This window comes from Desulforamulus ruminis DSM 2154, from assembly GCF_000215085.1.
Classification (GTDB): domain Bacteria; phylum Bacillota; class Desulfotomaculia; order Desulfotomaculales; family Desulfotomaculaceae; genus Desulfotomaculum; species Desulfotomaculum ruminis.
The window spans coordinates 1,600,745-1,618,237 of record NC_015589.1; the positions used below are offsets into that span (position 1 = coordinate 1,600,745).

Sequence of the window (17,493 nt, forward strand, 5' to 3'; positions counted from 1 at the left end):
TTTTACCCTATTCTGGAGTAGGAAGGGATGATCCCTTTGATTAAAAATCAAGTTTTCTATTGCGGTGAAGGCCGTCACCGGGTTTGCCTGACGGTTCACTTTACGGGAAATGGTCTGGTGTGTCAATTGTACGGGGGAGACAACCCTCACGTGGGGGCGGTGGTTTTAACCGTTCCTCGCCCCAGTTTGCAAGATCCGGAGAGGGTAAGCTGTAATTCCAGTGTATTGCCCCTGTTGGGCCATAAGGAAGATGAACTGGCTAAGCCCCTGGCAGAGGGCGTTGCTGTTCATTTCCATCAACCGGTGGTGTTGGTGGCCGGAATCCATGTGGATTATGCTTCGGAAGAAGATATTTACCAACTTGTGGCAAATTGCCAGGAGGTTTTCGGACAACTGCTTCGGCGCTGTCCTGAAGAAATTTAAATAATGAATCACCTTGATTCGGGGAAAATTATCTTTGGGACGAGGTGATTCTTTTGGAGAAATTATGTATCCTGTGCAACCGTTTATATAAATTGGAGATTAATTGTCCTGCCTGTGGCCGGAGTTTGCAAGACCTGGGAGTGGTTCAGGATTTTTATGATCCTTACAGCCCTTATGAAGACCAGAGGATTTATCAGGATGGTTATAGAGGCTATACGGAGGATTGCTGCGTCCATATGCTTTATTGCAGCGACTGTGGCTGGCAGGAATTTCGTCCCATAAAAAGATTATTAGAAAGCTTACTGTTAGCTCCTGATCACCTCCAGCCATGAACAAAGTTAACAAATATTACTTTCATAGAGATGGACGCTCACCGTCATAATAAAAATGGAGGTGAGCAGGATGCGGCACAATATGAATTCCACCGAACGCTGGCTCAGTGTGGTTGGCGGCTTAGCCTTTACGGGACTGGGCCGTTCGGGAAGATTAAAAAACTCGCTCATGGGTAAAGGCATGGCCCTGCTGGGCTTGAAAACGGCCGTTACGGGTGTGCTTGGTTACGACCCGATCATGGATTGGATGGATCAAGATGAAGAAGAGGACTTTTTTTAAATGAAACCCGGCTCTGCCGGGTATTATTTTCATCCGGCTAAAATTTATATTTAGAAAATAAGGACATGGTTCCTTGGGGAAAATCCTTTATGACGGCCCGAGGAGGGAGTTTGTTGGAGTTCGACCGGAGAAATGAAAAAGGCCCTTTTGATATTATCGGAGATATCCATGGATGTTTAGAAGAGTTTAAAGAATTGCTTGGTAAACTGGGTTATGTTCAGGATAAAGGGACCTTCCGTCACCCGCTGGGACGCAAAGTCATTTTTTTGGGCGATCTGGGAGACCGGGGGCCCCATTGTCTGAAATCTATCGAACTGGCCATGCAGATGGTTCGCCAGGGAAGGGCCCTTTATGTGCCGGGCAATCACTGCAATAAATTAAACAAATACTTACAAGGAAGGAATGTGCAGATTACCCATGGTCTGGAAAAGACTGTGGGGGAATGGAAGGATCTGCCCCTGGCCCAAAGGAATCGTTTTGCCAAGGAATTTCAAACCTTCTTTAACGCCGCTTCCCCTTATTTAATTCTGGATGAAGGCAGGCTGGTGGTGACCCATGCGGGCATTCAGTCGGAAATGATCGGCTCTCTGAATAAAAGAATCCGGGATTTTTGTTTTTATGGGGACCCAACCGGCGAGGTAACACCGGAGGGCTTGCCGGTCCGGCGGGATTGGGCCAAAAAGTATTGCGGCAAAGCGCTGGTGGTTTATGGGCATACACCGGTGGAAAAACCGGAGTTCCGGAATCATACCATTGATATTGATACCGGATGTGTAACCGGAGGACAATTAACGGCTTTGCGTTATCCCGAAAGAAAACTGGTGCAGGTGCAGGCGAAAGAAGTCTATTACATCCGGCCGGAGATGAAAGAGAAAACCCCTTCTCTGTCCCTTTAATTCATTTGTTCGGATAAATCGGCATCACACAAGGGACAGAATTTTAATATTCCGGTAGTGGCAAATTCCTGTCCGCAGCGCTGGCACTTAAAAAAGTAAATCATGGTGATCCCGCAGTTGGGGCAGGTATCCAGATCATCGTCCATTTCCACTTGACAATAAGGGCATACCGGCATGATAAGACCTCCATAACAGTTTGTTACTCTATACTATTCAGAAACAAGAAAAATCCGGGACAGATCCCGGATTTTATTTTTACTTTTTATATTTTTGTTACATTAGCCGCTTGCGGGCCCCGGCTCCCCTCTACAATCTCAAATTCCACCGGTTGCCCTTCCTCTAAAGTGCGGTAACCGTCCGTTTGAATGGCAGAGTAGTGAACAAAGACATCCGAGCCGGACTCGGACTCAATGAAGCCATACCCCTTATTGGCATTAAACCATTTAACTTTACCTTGCAAATTCGTTTCCTCCCTGAAATTGATAAAACTTTCATCTTAGATTATTGGCAATTTGTACCTAAAGTATTCCTATTTTTCAATATTTTTTTCTAAGGGATTTATTTTTGTGTTGAGGACCGGAACAACCAGTGAAATGATCTGGAGAATGGGAAAGGAAGACGGCCCGAAAGATGTCAGAAAACTAGGCATTTCATATTGTTAAGAGGTTTTAATTTTTTGTCGGATAAGGCAGGATTTTCTTACAAAATATTGAATACCAGCATAGTTAAGCATTGGTAATTTTATTGAGGGAGGGGTGGCGGTCGGGAGGTCGGATTCCATGGTATGGTTTAGATCGGCAAGGGATTTATGAGGAGGGTAAAAAGTGAAACCGAGTTTGAGAGGAATTTTATCCATTCTACTTGTACTAGCCTTAGCGGTGGCGCTGGTAGGCTGCGGCGGCGAAAAGCCGGCGGAAGATGCCAATAAAGAAACACCCGCTGATAAATTGAAAGTGGCCTTTATTTATGTTGGACCGGTTGGTGACGGCGGCTATAGTTATGCCCATGATCTGGGCCGCCAGTACCTGCAAAAGGAAATTCCCGATGTGGAAACAACTTTTATTGAATCCGTTCCCGAGGGTGCGGATGCTGAGCGTGTATTATCCGAACTGGCTGAAAAAGGCAATAAAGTAATTTTTGCAACCAGTTTTGGTTACATGGATCCGGTGATTAAGGTGGCCCAAAAGTATCCCGACGTTACTTTCTTACACTGTTCCGGATACAAGACCGCTGACAATGTGGGCACTTATTTTGGCCGTATGTATCAGGCGCGCTACCTTTCCGGTGTTGTAGCCGGTAAAGCAACCCAAAGCAACACCATCGGTTATGTAGCCGCATTCCCCATTCCTGAAGTGATCCGCGGCATTAACGCCTTTACTCTGGGCGTTCAGTCCGTAAACCCCAATGCCAAGGTGAAAGTTGTATGGACCAATACCTGGTACGATCCCGCTGCTGAAAAGGAAGCCGGCAAGAGCTTGCTCCAGGCCGGGGCTGACGTAATTGCCCAGCACCAGGATACCGCAGGTCCTCAGCAGGCTGCTGAAGAGGCAGGAAAGTTTGGCATTGGCTACAACAGCGACATGTCCAAAATGGCCCCCAAGGCGGTTATGACTTCTGCCGTATGGAATTGGGGTCCCTATTATGTAAATACCATTAAAGCCATTCAGGCAGGAACCTGGAAGAGCGAACAATACTGGGGCCCCATGTCCGACAATGTTGTGGACCTGGCACCCTTTGGGCCCATGGTTTCCGAAGAAAGCAAGCAATTGGTAGAGGCGAAGAAGCAGGAAATCATATCCGGCAAATGGGATGTCTTTACCGGACCCATTAAGGATCAGAGTGGTCAGGTGAAGGTTGCTGAAGGGCAAAAGATGTCCGACGCAGAGATGCTTTCTTTTGACTGGTTTGTTCAAGGGGTAGACGGAACCATTCCTAAATAAAAAAATTCAACGCTGCTGGCAGGATGAACTGCCAGCAGCAAAAATTTAAGGAGAGAATAACTTGACTACCGATGTTTTGGTAGAAATGAAGCAGATTATAAAGCGGTTTCCGGGGGTGCTGGCCAACGACCGGGTCAATTTACAGGTAAAACATGGCGAGATCCATGCTTTACTGGGGGAAAATGGCTCTGGTAAAAGCACCCTTATGTCCATTTTATCCGGTTTATACAGGCCGGACGCCGGTGAAATCCATATCGGGGGTCAGAGGGTAACCTTCCGTTCCCCCCGGGAGGCCATTGATGCCGGAATTGGCATGGTGCACCAGCATTTTAAACAAGTAGAGACCTTTTCGGTGGCTGAAAATGTAATTCTGGGCAGCAAAGATACCGAGTTTTTGGTGAAGACCCGTCAGGTGGAAAAGGAAATCGAGGCTATCTCCAAGGGCTATGGGCTACAGGTTGACCCCACCGCAAAGATCTGGCAGTTATCGGTGGCCGAGAGGCAGCGGGTGGAAATTGTCAAGATGCTGTACCGGGGTTCCAAGGTATTGATTCTGGACGAACCGACGGCCGTGTTGACCCCGCAGGAGGCCAGAGAATTGTTTCAGGTGCTGCGCCAAATGACCGCCAGAGGGCAGTCCATTATTCTCATTACCCATAAACTCAATGAGGTAATGGAAGTGGCTCACCGGGTTACCATTCTCCGAAGTGGCAAGTCCGTGGCCACCCGGTCCAGGGAACAAGTGAACGAACGGGAATTAGCCAGGCTTATGATGGGACAGGACATGATTATCCCCTCTAAAAAGAAGCCCGGTAACTTTGGCCGGGAGATGCTGGCCTTAAATCATGTGTCTGCGGATAGTGACGGCCACCGTCCGGGATTGAACCAGGTTTCTCTAACCGTTAAAGAAGGAGAAGTGCTGGGAATCGCCGGGATTGCCGGAAATGGCCGTCGGGAACTGGCCGAGGTGATTGTAGGGCTGCGGCCTGTTTCCGATGGCGGGATTTTCATTGGCGGAAAGGATGTCACTAATCTTTCTCCCCGGCAAATTATTGAAGAAAATGTAAGTTATATCCCTGAAGACCGTTTGGGTTCCGGGCTGGTGCCCAACCTGGGAGCGGTGGATAATTTAATATTGAAGGAATACCGGCGTCCCGGGTTGGGCAGTGGCCCATTTATAAACCGTCGGAAGACTGCCGATTTTGCTGAAAAATTGATTCAGGAAGTGGATGTAAAAATTACCGGTTTGGATGCACCGGTTAAAATGTTGTCCGGAGGAAATTTGCAAAGGCTGCTGCTGGCCCGGGAACTGGCCTCCTCCCCCCGGGTGATTGTGGCTGTTTATCCGGTGCGCGGCTTAGATATTGCAGCCGCCGAAGCGGTGCATAAAATGCTTCTGGACCAGAGAGACCGGGGTGCCGCCATTGTGTTAATATCGGAGGATCTGGAAGAGCTGTTAAAGCTATCCGATCGTATCGGGGTATTGTTTAAGGGAACTTTAATGGGAATTCTACCCGTTGAGCAAGCGGAGCCGGAACAGATCGGCCTGATGATGCTGGGTTCCCGGTTCGGGGAGGAAGTGGCTTCATGATTGGCATCGAAAGAAGGCTAACGCCTTCCCCCTTTAATATTGTTTTGATTCCGGTTATTGCTGTTCTGCTGGCCCTTTGTACCGGAGCGGTATTTTTATATCTTAACGGCTTGGCCAGTCCCGAGGGCATCACCTGGAGTAAAGTCATGTCCGTTTACGGGGGCATGCTGGGCGGAGCCTTTGGCTCGAAATACGGCCTTTCCGAGACGGTTGTTAAGGCAATCCCGCTGATGCTGTGCGGCTTGGGCGTCTCCATTGCCTTTAGAATGCAGCTTTGGAATATTGGGGCGGAGGGTCAGTTTTATATGGGCGCCTTTGGGGCTTCCTGGGTGGCTTTAAGCTTCCCCCAATGGCCGGTTTATATCATGCTGCCCGCAATGATTGGCATGGGTCTGCTGCTGGGTGGGCTTTGGGGCCTGCTGCCGGCCATACCCAGGGCTTATTTGGGCGTGAATGAAACCATTACCACGCTGATGCTGAACTATGTGGCCATCCTTTGGGTGAGCTATCTGGTTTTTGGCCCCTGGAAGGATCCCAATGGGATGAATTTTCCCCTCAGTGCGACCTTTGAGCCGGCGGCTGTTTTACCTACCCTGGGCAACAGCCGTGTCCATGCAGGGCTTTTATTTGCCCTGGTGATTGCCTTGATTTTATGGCTGGCGTTGAGGCGTACCCGCTGGGGATATGAGGTTACCGTGATCGGGGAGAGCCCCAGGGCAGCCCGTTTTGCGGGAATGAATATTGCCAAAAATATTCTGGTGGTTATGTTCTTAAGCGGGGCGGTGGCCGGTTTGGCCGGCATGGCGGAAGTTTCGGCCATTACCCAGAGAATGCAGGCCGGAATCAGCCCCGGGTATGGCTACACCGCTATTATTGTGGCCTGGCTGGCCAAATTAAATCCCATGGCCATTATTTTGGTTTCTTTTCTGCTGGGGGCCTTGCAGGTAGGCGGCTATAGCGTGCAGACCAGCGGGGTGCCTGCGGCCATTGTCTCTATGATTCAAGGAGCATTACTGTTCTTTGTACTGGGCGGAGAGTTTTTTAATCGTTATAAGCTTGTCCTGAAGGGCAAAGAGAAAGTGGAGGTATAGCCCGGTGACTCAAGACATCATCATTGCTATTTTGGCTACCGCCATCACAGCGGGAACCCCCATCCTCTATGCTGCCCTGGGGGAAATTTTGACCGAACGGGCCGGTATACTAAACCTGGGCGTAGAGGGCCTGATGCTGGTGGGCGCCGTGAGCGGCTTTGTTTTTGCGGTACGGACCGGGAATCCCTGGATCGGCCTGATGGCAGCCATGATCGCCGGAGGGGCCCTGGCCCTGATTCATGCTTTTCTCACCGTAACCCTGCAGGCCAATCAGGTTGTCAGCGGTCTGGCCCTGACACTTTTTGGGACGGGTTTATCGGGTTTTATTGGTAAGCCTTACATCGGTATTCCTGTGGAAAATGCCTTTAAACCCTTTCATATGAACTATCTCAGTGATATCCCTTTCTTAGGACCGATTTTTTTCCAGCATGATATGCTGGTTTATCTTAGCTATCTGCTGGTGCCCTTATTGTGGTTTTTAATTTACCGCACCCGGCCAGGGTTAAACCTGAGGGCTGTGGGAGAGAATCCCGCTTCGGCGGATTCTCTGGGTGTCAGTGTTTACAAAGTGCGGTATCTGTATGTTATTGCGGGCGGTATGCTAGGGGGACTGGGAGGAGCCTATCTCTCTCTGGCCTACGCCCCAACCTGGCTGGAGAATATGACTGCCGGCCGGGGCTGGATTGCCGTGGCTCTGGTGATCTTCGCCACCTGGAACCCCTTGCGGGCCATGTTGGGCAGTTATATCTTTGGCGGCATTGATGCCTTTGGTTTTCGGGCCCAAACCCTGGGAATCATGATTCCTTCGTTCTTTTTTAAAATGCTTCCTTACCTTTTTACCATTTTCGTTTTAATTATTGTGACCCGTAAGGCCATGATTAACCGGGTGGGTGCTCCGGGTGCCTTAGGCCTGCCCTACGACCGCGAAGAGCGTTAACTTAAGAGAGGGGTTATCCGAATGGATTTGCTTAAAGATAGAATTGAAAAGGACGGCAAGGTTATTTCCGACCAGGTTATCTCGGTGGATTCCTTTATTAATCATATGGTGGATCCCGTTTTAATGATGGAGATCGGAACCGAGTTTGCCCGCCGTTTTGCAGCAGGGAAGGTAACCAAGGTTCTGACAGTGGAGGCTTCCGGAATTGCGGTGGGGCTGACAACCGCCATGGCTTTGAAGGTCCCCTTATTGTTTGCCAAAAAGAAAAAGCCGTCCACGCTGGATCATAATTATTATCTGTCCAATATCTACTCTTTTACCAAGCAGGAGTCCGTGGATGTCTATGTGGCTAAAAAATATCTTACAGACAATGACCGTGTATTAATTGTTGACGATTTTTTGGCCCGGGGGGAAGCCCTTAAAGGAATGACGGGACTGGTGAAACAAGCCGGAGCGGTGTTGGTGGGCATCGGCATTGTGATTGAAAAAGTATTTCAAGGGGGAGGCCAGGCCCTGCGGGAATCCGGTATTCCTATCGAATCTTTAGTAAAAATCCACAGCTTAGAGGGTGGAAAATTACATTTAGGTGAATAGAGGAAGTGTCGCAGAACTACTTTAATAGACAGATAACATAAAGAACCGAACAGGAATAGAACGCGGATTTTACAGATTTCCGCGTTCTATTATTTGCAGATTAAGAGTTGTAAATTTTTTACTTTCAGGACAAAATCCTGGAACAAGGACAGGGTTTCCAACGTCAATATTTACGAGGAGGGAATAATATGCAAAAAAAATTCGGCATTGTGCTCCTCGGGAGTATGCTGGCGGGTGTTCTTTTTCTGGGGCCTATGGGATTGGGTCAGGCTGTTGAAATGGTAAAAGCACCCTTTAACCCGGCTCAGCAAAAGGAAAGTACTGTAAGAAATACAAATCATTTATCCGCTTCACCGATGGAGTCATCATACAATCAATCCTTTGTAAGCAGGGCAGAAGTGGCTACAAAATTGGTAGACGCCCTGGACCTAAATTTGGATGGCTACCGTTTTTTTGAAGCTCCGGAGGTAAAGGACTTTTTTGATGATGTGCCGCTAAACTCTCCGGCTGCGGAAGCCATTACCATATTGGGTTATAACGGCGCTCTGAATACGGTGGACAGGTCCTTCGGACCGGATGAAAAAATGCCGCGGGAAGAGATGGCTGTTATCCTTGCCAATTTGATGCATCAGAAAGCCAAAATTTCGGCTAGTCAGCCGGGGGAAATTCCTTCTGTAAAGGATTTGTCTCAGGTTGACAAAGAAGCGGTTGAGGCGGTCCAACAGGTGGTTGGTTTGAAGATTATGGATGTCGATCAGCAGGGAAATTTCCAGCCGCAGCAGGGAATGACCCAGGAAGAATTAAATAAAATTCTGGCCAACCTGAAACAACGAATCAACACCAACAATTCCGATATATCGGCCAGGATCATAACCGATGCGGAGGGAGGACGGAAAGTAGAGCTTTCCTGGGGTGAAAAGCCTTCCAGCGGTTATGAAATAAAAATTATTGACCTGGCGTTAGAGGGTGAAACCTTAAACGTAACCTATCAAACAAGGGAGCCTTCGTCGGGGTCTTACAATTCCACGGCCATTACCGAACCCAAGGATAGTCACTCCATACCCGCTCAATATCCGCTAAATTTAAAAATTCAATTACAGAAAAAATAAAACAATCGCCAATCCCCCCGCATCAGTAAAGCAAAAAGCCCTGAAAAACAGGCTTTTTGTAAACAGTCGACATTACGGTGCGAGTGTGGAAGATGGACAAACAACGAAGGACACTGATTTTTCAGTGTCCTTTTTCGTAGGATTCAGGGCAAAACCAAAGCAGAGTAACCATCTTCACCGGGGCGTTCATTGAAAGATGACGCCCTTTTCAATTCTAGAAAGGATAAGGTGTTACTTACTCTAACAAGATTGGTCCACCACGCCGTGCTGCTTTACATATTCCAGAAAACTATCAATGCTCAAAGACCTGCTGAAATAGAAGCCCTGATAATACTCACAGCCAAGTTCATGAAGCAGTTGGACCTGCTCCTTTGTTTCTACGCCTTCAGCCACGGCCTTAACATTTAACTGACTGCAAAGGGAAAGGATGGATTTTACAATTTGCTGGCGTTGCTTGTCACTGGTAACCGCGCGTACCAGAGCGGCATCTATCTTTACGATATTGGCATAAAAATCACAAATGTATAGCAACGAACTGTGCCCCATTCCAAAATCATCAATGGATAGATTTATGCCCATGCCCTTTATTTTTTCCAGCTTGCTCCGAGTGGAATCGCTTGAATCGATTGCGGCATTTTCCACAAGCTCCAGTTCCATATACCTGGGCTCAATACCTAACCGGTTAACGTGGGACTGTACAGTTTGAACCAGTGATTCGTCCTCCTGTAGTTGCCGTGGACTCAAATTCACAGAAAGGGATACTTTGTAGCCTTGTTTTTGCCAGCGTTTTAAATCGCCGAATGCCTGATTCATAACCCATATTCCCAATTCATTGGTGAGGTTGGCTTCATCGCAGATACGCAATATGACTAATGGTGATACATATCCATAGATAGGATGAATCCATCGCAGGAGAGCCTCCGCTCCCATAACTTCGCCTTTGTGGTTTACTTTAGGCTGGTACTCCAAATGAAGGGTTTGTGTACGGTTCCTAAAACCATCCTTGATCTCGCTTACTAAGGCACGGGCGAGAGAACCTATTTCATCGTGTCGGTTTAGGACGGTTTTCTTCTGTTGTTCCTGGATCTGTTGAATCTCACTTCCCAGGTTTTTAAAAACTGTAATACGGACGCGTTGTTGGCGCCTTTCCTGTAACCGGACGAAAGGAATATATACCAATACGGCCAATGCCAGGTTAACGGCCTGCATTACAATCCCATCAACTGATCCTGTACCGAGATAACCGGACAAAAAAATGGGGGTTGTCCATTCCACTGCCTGCGTTACCGGAGGCACCCATCCCATACGTACAGATGTCCAGGCAGTAAAACTCAGAATAACAGGCGATAAGACAAATGGAATAAAGAAATATGCGTTGAATATGATCGGCAAACCAAAAATCATGATTTCGTTTATATTAAAGATACCGGGCAGTATAGAAATCTTTGCCAACCGGTTTTCACTACTTTTTTTCCCAATCAATAACAAGGCAACCAGCAATCCCAGAGTTGCTCCGGCGCCCCCCAAATAAACATATGTATCGAGAAATTCCTTGGTGAGGATACTGGCATCTGTCGCTGAAGAAATAACCGGTGTTGCATCTGACAGCGCATCCATAATGACATTGCCGCCATGTATGCCAAAAAACCATAAGATATGCGTGATAACAATAATGATCAATGCGGAAGAGTAGTTCTGTCCTGTCATCCATATCTCATTTATTGCCTGCAAAAGCATTGCCTGACTTCCGGTCAGCCCGATAAAATCCAGCAGCATTTTGGTCACACTGAAAATAGAGACGGTGAGCAGAGCAGGTATAACAGCCCGAAAAGATGCCCGGATCAGAGCGCTCCCGTTATAATTGATCAGATCCGAAGGCTGGATACAGTCACGGCATTTGTAAAAAAAGCAAAACAGTTCGCAGGATAGTACAGATATGACGATAGCTCCAAACATACCAGCGGAACCTGCCTCTTCCGCACTTATAATCATATTTGAGTCATTTATAAATGCAATAAAAGAGGCAAACGCCGTTATTACAATAATAATTGCATTTACCTCGCCGGATTTCACAAGTCTTTTTTCCATTGAAATGGCATAGCTGACCGTAATCAGCGCTGTAATGGCCATGATTTGAAGTGTACCTCTATGTATCAGATGCCCAATTTCCCGCCATCCTTCCCCAAAAACACACAGCAGGAAATTCTGGTAAGCTGGAATGGGCAGATTAAGCAGTGCCAGAACAATGGAACCTATTAAAATGAACGGCATCAAATATAATAATCCTTTGCGAAGAGCCCGAAGAGTTTGTTGATTCGCCAGTTTAGATACAAGCGCCTCAAATTTTTCTATCATTACTTAATTCCCTCTTTCAGGTAAGCATAAATTATAGGTCGCAATGCAAAGAATGCCGATTAGGCCGATTCTTATATTTCATCACTATGCCGGGGATTCTGGGATACTATTTTAATAGCACGCATTATTGAAATGGTAATATTGATTTGCCTTTGTAAAGTAAGCAACTCACATTGCGTCATTACTTCACCAACGCGGGTTACCACATATCTTGGCGGCAAATCATTCAATGCCAATGCACGTACATCGGCACGGCATCGTTCACAAGTACACATTTTTGACAGCTCCATTAACCCTTTCAACTTACAGTCAACTATTTGTTCCATTACGTTATTTGAAATGAATTTTTCATTCATGGCCTACCATCCTCTCATGCCCTTGCCATATTTTTCAAATGTAAAATATTCGATTGGCTCGTTGTTGCAAATTGTATTCAATGTATGTAATTTTGTTCCCAATTGATGTTTTTTCGTTACAGGGAAAAAATTATTTTATTTTAATTACTGTAATTTTTTATAGTGAAGGGTATTTGTTGTTGCTAATAATTACGATAATATAATTAGATTCATATCATAAAGTAGGTGTATAAAATGTTTTGGAATAAAAGGAAAGCCCCGAAAAACCAAGAGGCCAATCAGCCGGTCAACGGCGAAAATAGTATCCTTAAGCAGGACTTGAGCGAGAAGGCCAAGTATTCGGGCGTATATGTCATGCGGCTTCTCTTTAAGGAAAAGGTTTCAAGGCCTGCGTCTCCAGCCTTGACAGACAGGTTGAAAGCTCGGTTTGGGGGGATAGATGTTGTTTCCGATACTTCGGGGCTTGTGTCCTTCGCCTTGACCGATCATCTGGTTACCTATAAGGATGATAAAAAGGTGCCGTCGCAGCTCATGCTCGTGGAATGTAATCCTGTGCAAGAGCCCATTGGCGACGCCATTAACCGCACACAGTTTTGGGATTGTCCGGACGGAGTTGAGTTGTTGGACTCCTGCCCGTGGCAGGTAATGACATCGGATTTTATGGCGGGTGGACTCCCTCCCTTGGAACGCGCTGATATTCTCGCTGATTGGCTGGAAATCCTACTTGATTTATTCCCCCAATGCGCAGCAGTTTATTTTGATGCCAGCGGGAAGTTGATGCCGGCAGACAGCATGCGAGAGAACCCATACACAGGCCCGCTCCGCTTTTTTCAGGGCGGGGTCAATGCCCGCTTTTTCAATATACAAGGGTCAAATGATATGCTTGTGGATACGCTCGGCCTGTATGCTTTGGGACTGCCGGACGTGCAATACCATTTCCGCGACCTTAATCCGAACGATGTGGTAAGGCACGCCTACAATACGGCAATATACCAATTTGAGAATGGCGCCCCCATTGAGTCGGGACACACAATCGGAGGAATTGAGCCGGACAGCAAGTGGAAGTGTCAATACGAGGATTCCCTGATCCAGCCCTCCCGTGTTGTTTTGGACATAGCTGCCGGCGAGTTTGCTTCCGGCAGACGGAACGGAGAAATCTAAGGCTTAAGGTTAAGGGAAAACAGGGTGATAAGCTGTCAAATTCTATTTTGGAAAGGAAAAATGAAAAAGAAGAGAATGCCGCTTTTTACTTATGTTTATGGCACTCTCTTTTTATTTTGAGCGGGAAATCCCATAGTATGTGTCAAATTACCTTTGACAATATCCAAACAAAATAAAAAACCTATCTTCGGCGGCCAGGCTGCCGTCCCTCCTGCCGGAGGATTAGGCCCTATTGCTTTGCGTCCCGGTGTTTCCACCAGTTTGCCAGTATCTGACAAGTTGCCTTGTTATTTTATTTAACTATGGTGTTGTCTATTAACAATCCCTGAGGTTAGGGTTTTTGTATTTCCTGCTTTTTTGCTTTTTACGTTGATACATCTTTTGGTCGGCCAGTTTCAACAGGTCAGCAGCCTTGTGGGCAGAATTGGAACAATTAGAAAAAGGTACAATACCATAACTGAAGCACAATGCATAGGATTTTAGATTTTTACGGTCCAGTTTTTTTAGCTTTTCATACATCCTTGTGATGATTTTTTCTGCTACTTCTTCCGTACAGTTTTCGAAGATAATCAGAAATTCATCCCCTCCGTACCTGCAGACGATATCCGAACCACGAACTGATGAGAGAAGCACCCTGGCAATACTTTTTATTGTATAATCCCCTTCACTGTGACCATAAGTATCATTGATGTTTTTCAAGCCGTCGATGTCGATAAAAGCAATACAGTTAGCCACGGGTCTTGCACGGGCCAGAATCTCTTCCAATTCCTCCAGCCCTGCTTTACGGTTATAGGTCCCAGTCATCGCATCCACCCTAGCAGACATCTTTAATTGATACTCGTTAATTTTCCATTCACTAATATCTTCGATCGTGTTGAAGAAAAACACTTGTCCATTGGGAAGTAAACATCTGTCGGACGTAACTCGATACCATGTGTTGCTGCTGTCTTCATAAATCTCCCGAAAAACCGGAAAATTATTTTCCTCTTTGTTTATTGCGATAAGCCCCAGCACATTGCTTTCCGTTTGCTCTGAGATATATTCTATATCTCCCAGTATTTCTTTAGCCGGGCGGTTGGCGTACACCACACGCCCGCCGCTATCCACTTCCAGCACCAAAATGTGCAGCATATCGAGTGTCTGGAGAATCTGGTGGTAACGCCAACTGTTAAATGATGTGGGCGTATTAGAGGCAGCGCTATTTTCTTCCCGCGTGGAAGCTGCCGCCACCTGATCGATCAGCTCATTAAACGCATCAAATAATTGGCCGGTATTCTCCAGTTTACTAACTATATATCCCGACCGTAACTGTTGCCAGCTCCATGTCAAAGTAGACAATTGGGAGTGGAGCTGCTTCAACGGGCCGGCCATGTAATTATGCCGGGGAGGGATGGGGCCATCCAGCTTGCCTTGCGAAAGGTCAATGGCCAGACGGTTCATTTCACTTATGTTTTGAATCAATTGATTTATCTGCCCGACCAGCTTCTGGAATTCAGGTATAGGGGAATGTACTTCCATTGTGCCGCACTGCTTTCCGGACAGCAGCCTCTCCAATACAGCTTGTATTGCTGCAAGCGTTTTTTGACTTTCATCGTCCATCTTCCGTTACCTCATCTTCCGGTCATTCTCATATAACTGCAGTCCAGCTATTTTAAAGCTGCGGAGAATCGGCAGATCCTGTCCCCAGTTGCCCAGCAGTCGATTTCTTTTACGGTAAATTGGCGGCCGCTGTATACTTCCAAAACACCTGCGATAAACCCTTCATCGTAGTCACATACGGTTTGATCGGAAATAGGTAAGCCCGAACAATCCAGATCTTCCGAAACCGTCAGAGTAAAGGTAAGAGAGTCCAGGTCCGCTTTCTCAATACGTAAGATCCCGATTTTAAGCTCTTTAAGCTTATTGGTTAGATTAGCAACAAAGAAATCAAAGTCGCCGGAAAGATCTAATACGTTTTTTGCCAGCTCCGTACCGGCCAGATGTCCGGCTGCCCGATACAGGCTGCAGGCAGTCTCTTCGTCATATTCTCTGGCTAAAATATCTTTTAAAGTATATTGAAACAGGCGGTAAACAAGCACCGGCATATCCGGTCCCATATTTTTTCTGCCTTCGCCAATATCTCCAAGGCCCTCCCAAGTGAACTTGGATGGTTTATTTTCATATTGCATGTAGGTTTCCTCCTTTAGGTATGGCTTGAAACGGAGCATATATCCGCACCCTCATTGGCATTGAGTATAAAATGGCTAAAGGATATTGTGTTTTACTATGTGCTTAATTTTCCTTTTTTTGTTCCCAATAAATGCGGGATGCACAATGTGCATTAGCCAGTCTAGCAGGCAACTGAGTCGAGTATTATGAAGAGAATCATCCGCACCAAAAGGATGGTTCTCTTTTTTGAAATCTTTCCCGGTCTTTCGACGACAAAAACCATCACATTTCTTTATTGGGAACAATAAAATGGCAATTTAATACATGCATCATCCATGGAAATTTAGGTATAGGTACAATTTACCATGTATCGAGGCTTTTACATCATTTTATGAAAGGGAAAAAGTCAAGCGGCGTAAATGCTGCCGCTGAGCATAGGGGGAAAAGCATCAAAGTGTTGAAATTAAAAATTCATAAGTTACAGATGAAAGGAAAGCTGGCCCTGTTCATTGGAGTTTTGTTGACTGGAACAATCCTGTTGCTGTCAGCAATATCTTATATTAACCTGGACAGGGCTTATCGACAGTCTGTTAAAGCTACGGAACAGGCCTACGACAATAAAATTAAGACTGCACTGGAAAGCATGATTGGTGTTCTTAACGTAAACTATCAAAGGTATCTCGACGGAGAAATCACCGAGCAGCAGGCGCTGGAATCTGCGAAAAAAATCGTTCGCGACACACGCTATGATAACAACAGCTACTTCTGGGTGTACACGGAAGATGGCACGTGCGTGGTTCATATGGACCCTGAAATTGAAGGTACGCAGCGCTATGATATTACGGATCAGGAAGGAACCTATTATGTACGTAATATCATTGCTGCGGGTAATCAGGCTGGCGGCGGCTATACTGATTACTACACCAAAAAGCCGGGACAAACAGGAGCGTTTCAAAAAAGAACCTATACCTTGAAATATGAGCCTTATGGCTGGTACATAAGCACAGGAAATTATTACAACGACATCAATCAGGCAGTTGCAGAACAGCAGCAACAAAAAATAATCGCTCACTTAATTCTGCTTGCAGTCAGTTTAGTTGTTGCTGTTTTAGGCGTTGTGATTACCTTTCGGGCCCTGAACCGTCTGACCGGTCCGTTAATGGGAGTTGCCAAGCGCCTCCAGCTCCTTTCAGAAGGCGATGCCCATACGCCGCCGGTGCCGGTAGTTCAGACCCAGGACGAAATGCAAATCCTGACACAGGCTACGGAAACCTTGATACTCAGCATTCGGGAGATTGTTGGCGATCTTACGATGCATCTAAAAAATATGGCGCAGGGGGATATGGCAACGCCTATCACACAGCAATATGTAGGGGATTTCATTCCGATCCAGGAATCCGTTCGGGGCATCTATAGCTCTTTAAACCGGATTTTGGCGAGCATCAATCATTCCGCGGACATGGTGAATTCGAGCGCATCCCAGGTAGCGGACGCTTCCCAGATGCTTGCTGCCGGCGCCACAGAACAGGCCAGCGCCGTTGAGGAACTGTCGGCGTCCATTGCTACCGTATCCGACCAAGTAGGCCATAATGCTGCCGGTGTCAGTATGGCAACCGGTAATGTGGTAAAAACCGTAACTGATGTGAAAGACGGTAATGAGAAAATGCAGCAGATGCTCTCTGCCATGGAACGGATAAACAGCAGTTCCGACGAAATAAGGGGAATTGCCAAAACGGTAAAAGGCATTGCGGAACAGACCAACCTTTTGGCGCTTAATGCAGCCATTGAAGCTGCGCAAGCCGGTACGGCGGGCAAGGGTTTTGCTGTTGTTGCCAACGAAGTGCGTAATTTAGCCGGGAAAGCGGCTGAGGCAGCGAAAAGAACTTCTCTTCTCATTGAAAATTCCATTCACGAGGTAAAAGAAGGTTCACAGGTTGCCGAGGAAACAGCACAGATACTGCAAAATGTGTCGAAGGAAGCTCTGGAACTTCAAAATATCATCGAAAACATTGACAAGGCTTCAAAGGAGCAGGCCGTTGCCATAGAACAGATCACGAAAGGTATGGAGCAGATATCGGCCGTTGTGCAAAACAATGCGGCAACAGCGGAAGAGTGCTCAGCATCCAGCCAGGAACTTTCTGCCCAGTCATCCTTTCTACAGAATGAGGTGTCCCGATTCAGAATAGTGAAGCAGTAAAAGTATCCCCTCCGGATTGTGCCGCAGCACAATCCAATTTGCTTATGGGCTATGAAAGCCCAAGGCAAAAAGGGCCATTGGTA

18 protein-coding genes and 1 riboswitch are annotated in these 17,493 nt (G+C 46.7%); of the genes, 12 read left to right on the plus strand and 6 right to left on the minus strand.

Annotated elements, in window-relative coordinates; translation table 11 throughout:
- Nucleotides 1-27 precede the first annotated feature (27 nt).
- From lpdD to prpE, 4 genes are all read left to right on the plus strand, one after another.
- Nucleotides 28-423 (plus strand): prenylated flavin chaperone LpdD, encoded by a 396-nt coding sequence (lpdD, locus tag DESRU_RS08010; RefSeq protein ID WP_013841606.1) that lies wholly within the window; start codon nucleotides 28-30, stop codon nucleotides 421-423.
- Nucleotides 424-467: 44 nt separating this feature from the next.
- On the plus strand, nucleotides 468-755 hold the full coding sequence (locus tag DESRU_RS08015) for a hypothetical protein (RefSeq protein WP_143758761.1): 288 nt from the start codon (nucleotides 468-470) through the stop codon (nucleotides 753-755).
- A gap of 70 nt (nucleotides 756-825) precedes the next feature.
- Nucleotides 826-1,035 carry a YgaP-like transmembrane domain gene (locus DESRU_RS08020; protein WP_013841608.1) on the plus strand — a complete coding sequence of 70 codons (210 nt, stop codon included), beginning with the start codon at nucleotides 826-828 and terminating at the stop codon, nucleotides 1,033-1,035.
- A 113-nt stretch (nucleotides 1,036-1,148) separates the two neighbouring features.
- Nucleotides 1,149-1,931, plus strand: coding sequence for a bis(5'-nucleosyl)-tetraphosphatase PrpE (prpE, locus tag DESRU_RS08025; protein WP_013841609.1), 783 nt, complete (start codon nucleotides 1,149-1,151; stop codon nucleotides 1,929-1,931).
- On the opposite strand, the gene DESRU_RS08030 is transcribed toward prpE, so the two are convergent.
- Together DESRU_RS08030 and DESRU_RS08035 are read right to left on the minus strand one after the other, a co-directional pair.
- Nucleotides 1,928-2,107, minus strand: coding sequence for a hypothetical protein (locus DESRU_RS08030; protein WP_013841610.1), 180 nt, complete (start codon nucleotides 2,105-2,107; stop codon nucleotides 1,928-1,930). The genes prpE and DESRU_RS08030 overlap by 4 nt on opposite strands.
- A gap of 86 nt (nucleotides 2,108-2,193) precedes the next feature.
- Nucleotides 2,194-2,391 (minus strand): cold shock domain-containing protein, encoded by a 198-nt coding sequence (locus DESRU_RS08035; protein WP_013841611.1) that lies wholly within the window; start codon nucleotides 2,389-2,391, stop codon nucleotides 2,194-2,196.
- A 364-nt stretch (nucleotides 2,392-2,755) separates the two neighbouring features.
- On the opposite strand from DESRU_RS08035, the gene DESRU_RS08040 reads away from it, so the two are divergent.
- The 6 genes from DESRU_RS08040 to DESRU_RS08065 all read left to right on the plus strand — a co-directional run bounded on the left by DESRU_RS08040 (nucleotide 2,756) and on the right by DESRU_RS08065 (nucleotide 9,193).
- Nucleotides 2,756-3,871 carry a BMP family ABC transporter substrate-binding protein gene (locus DESRU_RS08040; protein ID WP_013841612.1) on the plus strand — a complete coding sequence of 372 codons (1,116 nt, stop codon included), beginning with the start codon at nucleotides 2,756-2,758 and terminating at the stop codon, nucleotides 3,869-3,871.
- A 61-nt stretch (nucleotides 3,872-3,932) separates the two neighbouring features.
- Nucleotides 3,933-5,462: an ABC transporter ATP-binding protein gene (locus DESRU_RS08045; RefSeq protein WP_013841613.1), complete on the plus strand. Its 1,530-nt coding sequence runs from the start codon at nucleotides 3,933-3,935 to the stop codon at nucleotides 5,460-5,462.
- Complete coding sequence (locus tag DESRU_RS08050) at nucleotides 5,459-6,553, plus strand: ABC transporter permease (RefSeq protein ID WP_013841614.1); 1,095 nt, start codon at nucleotides 5,459-5,461, stop codon at nucleotides 6,551-6,553. The genes DESRU_RS08045 and DESRU_RS08050 overlap by 4 nt, the downstream gene beginning before the upstream one ends.
- 4 nt (nucleotides 6,554-6,557) lie before the next feature.
- Complete coding sequence (locus tag DESRU_RS08055; protein WP_013841615.1) at nucleotides 6,558-7,490, plus strand: ABC transporter permease; 933 nt, start codon at nucleotides 6,558-6,560, stop codon at nucleotides 7,488-7,490.
- A 21-nt stretch (nucleotides 7,491-7,511) separates the two neighbouring features.
- Complete coding sequence (locus DESRU_RS08060; RefSeq protein WP_013841616.1) at nucleotides 7,512-8,084, plus strand: xanthine phosphoribosyltransferase; 573 nt, start codon at nucleotides 7,512-7,514, stop codon at nucleotides 8,082-8,084.
- Between the two features lie 188 nt (nucleotides 8,085-8,272).
- The gene (locus tag DESRU_RS08065) at nucleotides 8,273-9,193 is read left to right on the plus strand and encodes an S-layer homology domain-containing protein (RefSeq protein ID WP_013841617.1); all 921 of its coding nucleotides are present in this window, start codon (nucleotides 8,273-8,275) and stop codon (nucleotides 9,191-9,193) included.
- A 240-nt stretch (nucleotides 9,194-9,433) separates the two neighbouring features.
- Here DESRU_RS08065 and DESRU_RS08070 read toward each other — a convergent pair whose 3' ends face one another.
- Nucleotides 9,434-11,548 (minus strand): PTS sugar transporter subunit IIC/EAL domain-containing protein, encoded by a 2,115-nt coding sequence (locus DESRU_RS08070; protein ID WP_013841618.1) that lies wholly within the window; start codon nucleotides 11,546-11,548, stop codon nucleotides 9,434-9,436.
- A 71-nt stretch (nucleotides 11,549-11,619) separates the two neighbouring features.
- Nucleotides 11,620-11,904, minus strand: a complete 285-nt coding sequence (locus tag DESRU_RS08075) for a late competence development ComFB family protein (RefSeq protein WP_013841619.1) — start codon at nucleotides 11,902-11,904, stop codon at nucleotides 11,620-11,622.
- Nucleotides 11,905-12,138: 234 nt separating this feature from the next.
- Here DESRU_RS08075 and DESRU_RS08080 point away from each other — a divergent pair, with 234 nt between their 5' ends.
- Entirely contained in the window at nucleotides 12,139-13,065 is a 927-nt protein-coding gene (locus tag DESRU_RS08080) for a DUF4261 domain-containing protein (protein WP_013841620.1), read from the plus strand.
- Nucleotides 13,066-13,251: 186 nt separating this feature from the next.
- Nucleotides 13,252-13,341: riboswitch (cyclic di-GMP riboswitch) on the minus strand.
- A 39-nt stretch (nucleotides 13,342-13,380) separates the two neighbouring features.
- Here the strand turns inward: DESRU_RS08080 and DESRU_RS08085 are convergent.
- Entirely contained in the window at nucleotides 13,381-14,664 is a 1,284-nt protein-coding gene (locus tag DESRU_RS08085) for a sensor domain-containing diguanylate cyclase (protein WP_013841621.1), read from the minus strand.
- Nucleotides 14,665-14,711: 47 nt separating this feature from the next.
- Entirely contained in the window at nucleotides 14,712-15,233 is a 522-nt protein-coding gene (locus DESRU_RS08090; RefSeq protein ID WP_013841622.1) for a V4R domain-containing protein, read from the minus strand.
- Between the two features lie 371 nt (nucleotides 15,234-15,604).
- Here DESRU_RS08090 and DESRU_RS08095 point away from each other — a divergent pair, with 371 nt between their 5' ends.
- On the plus strand, nucleotides 15,605-17,410 hold the full coding sequence (locus DESRU_RS08095) for a methyl-accepting chemotaxis protein (RefSeq protein ID WP_013841623.1): 1,806 nt from the start codon (nucleotides 15,605-15,607) through the stop codon (nucleotides 17,408-17,410).
- Nucleotides 17,411-17,493: the final 83 nt, after the last annotated feature.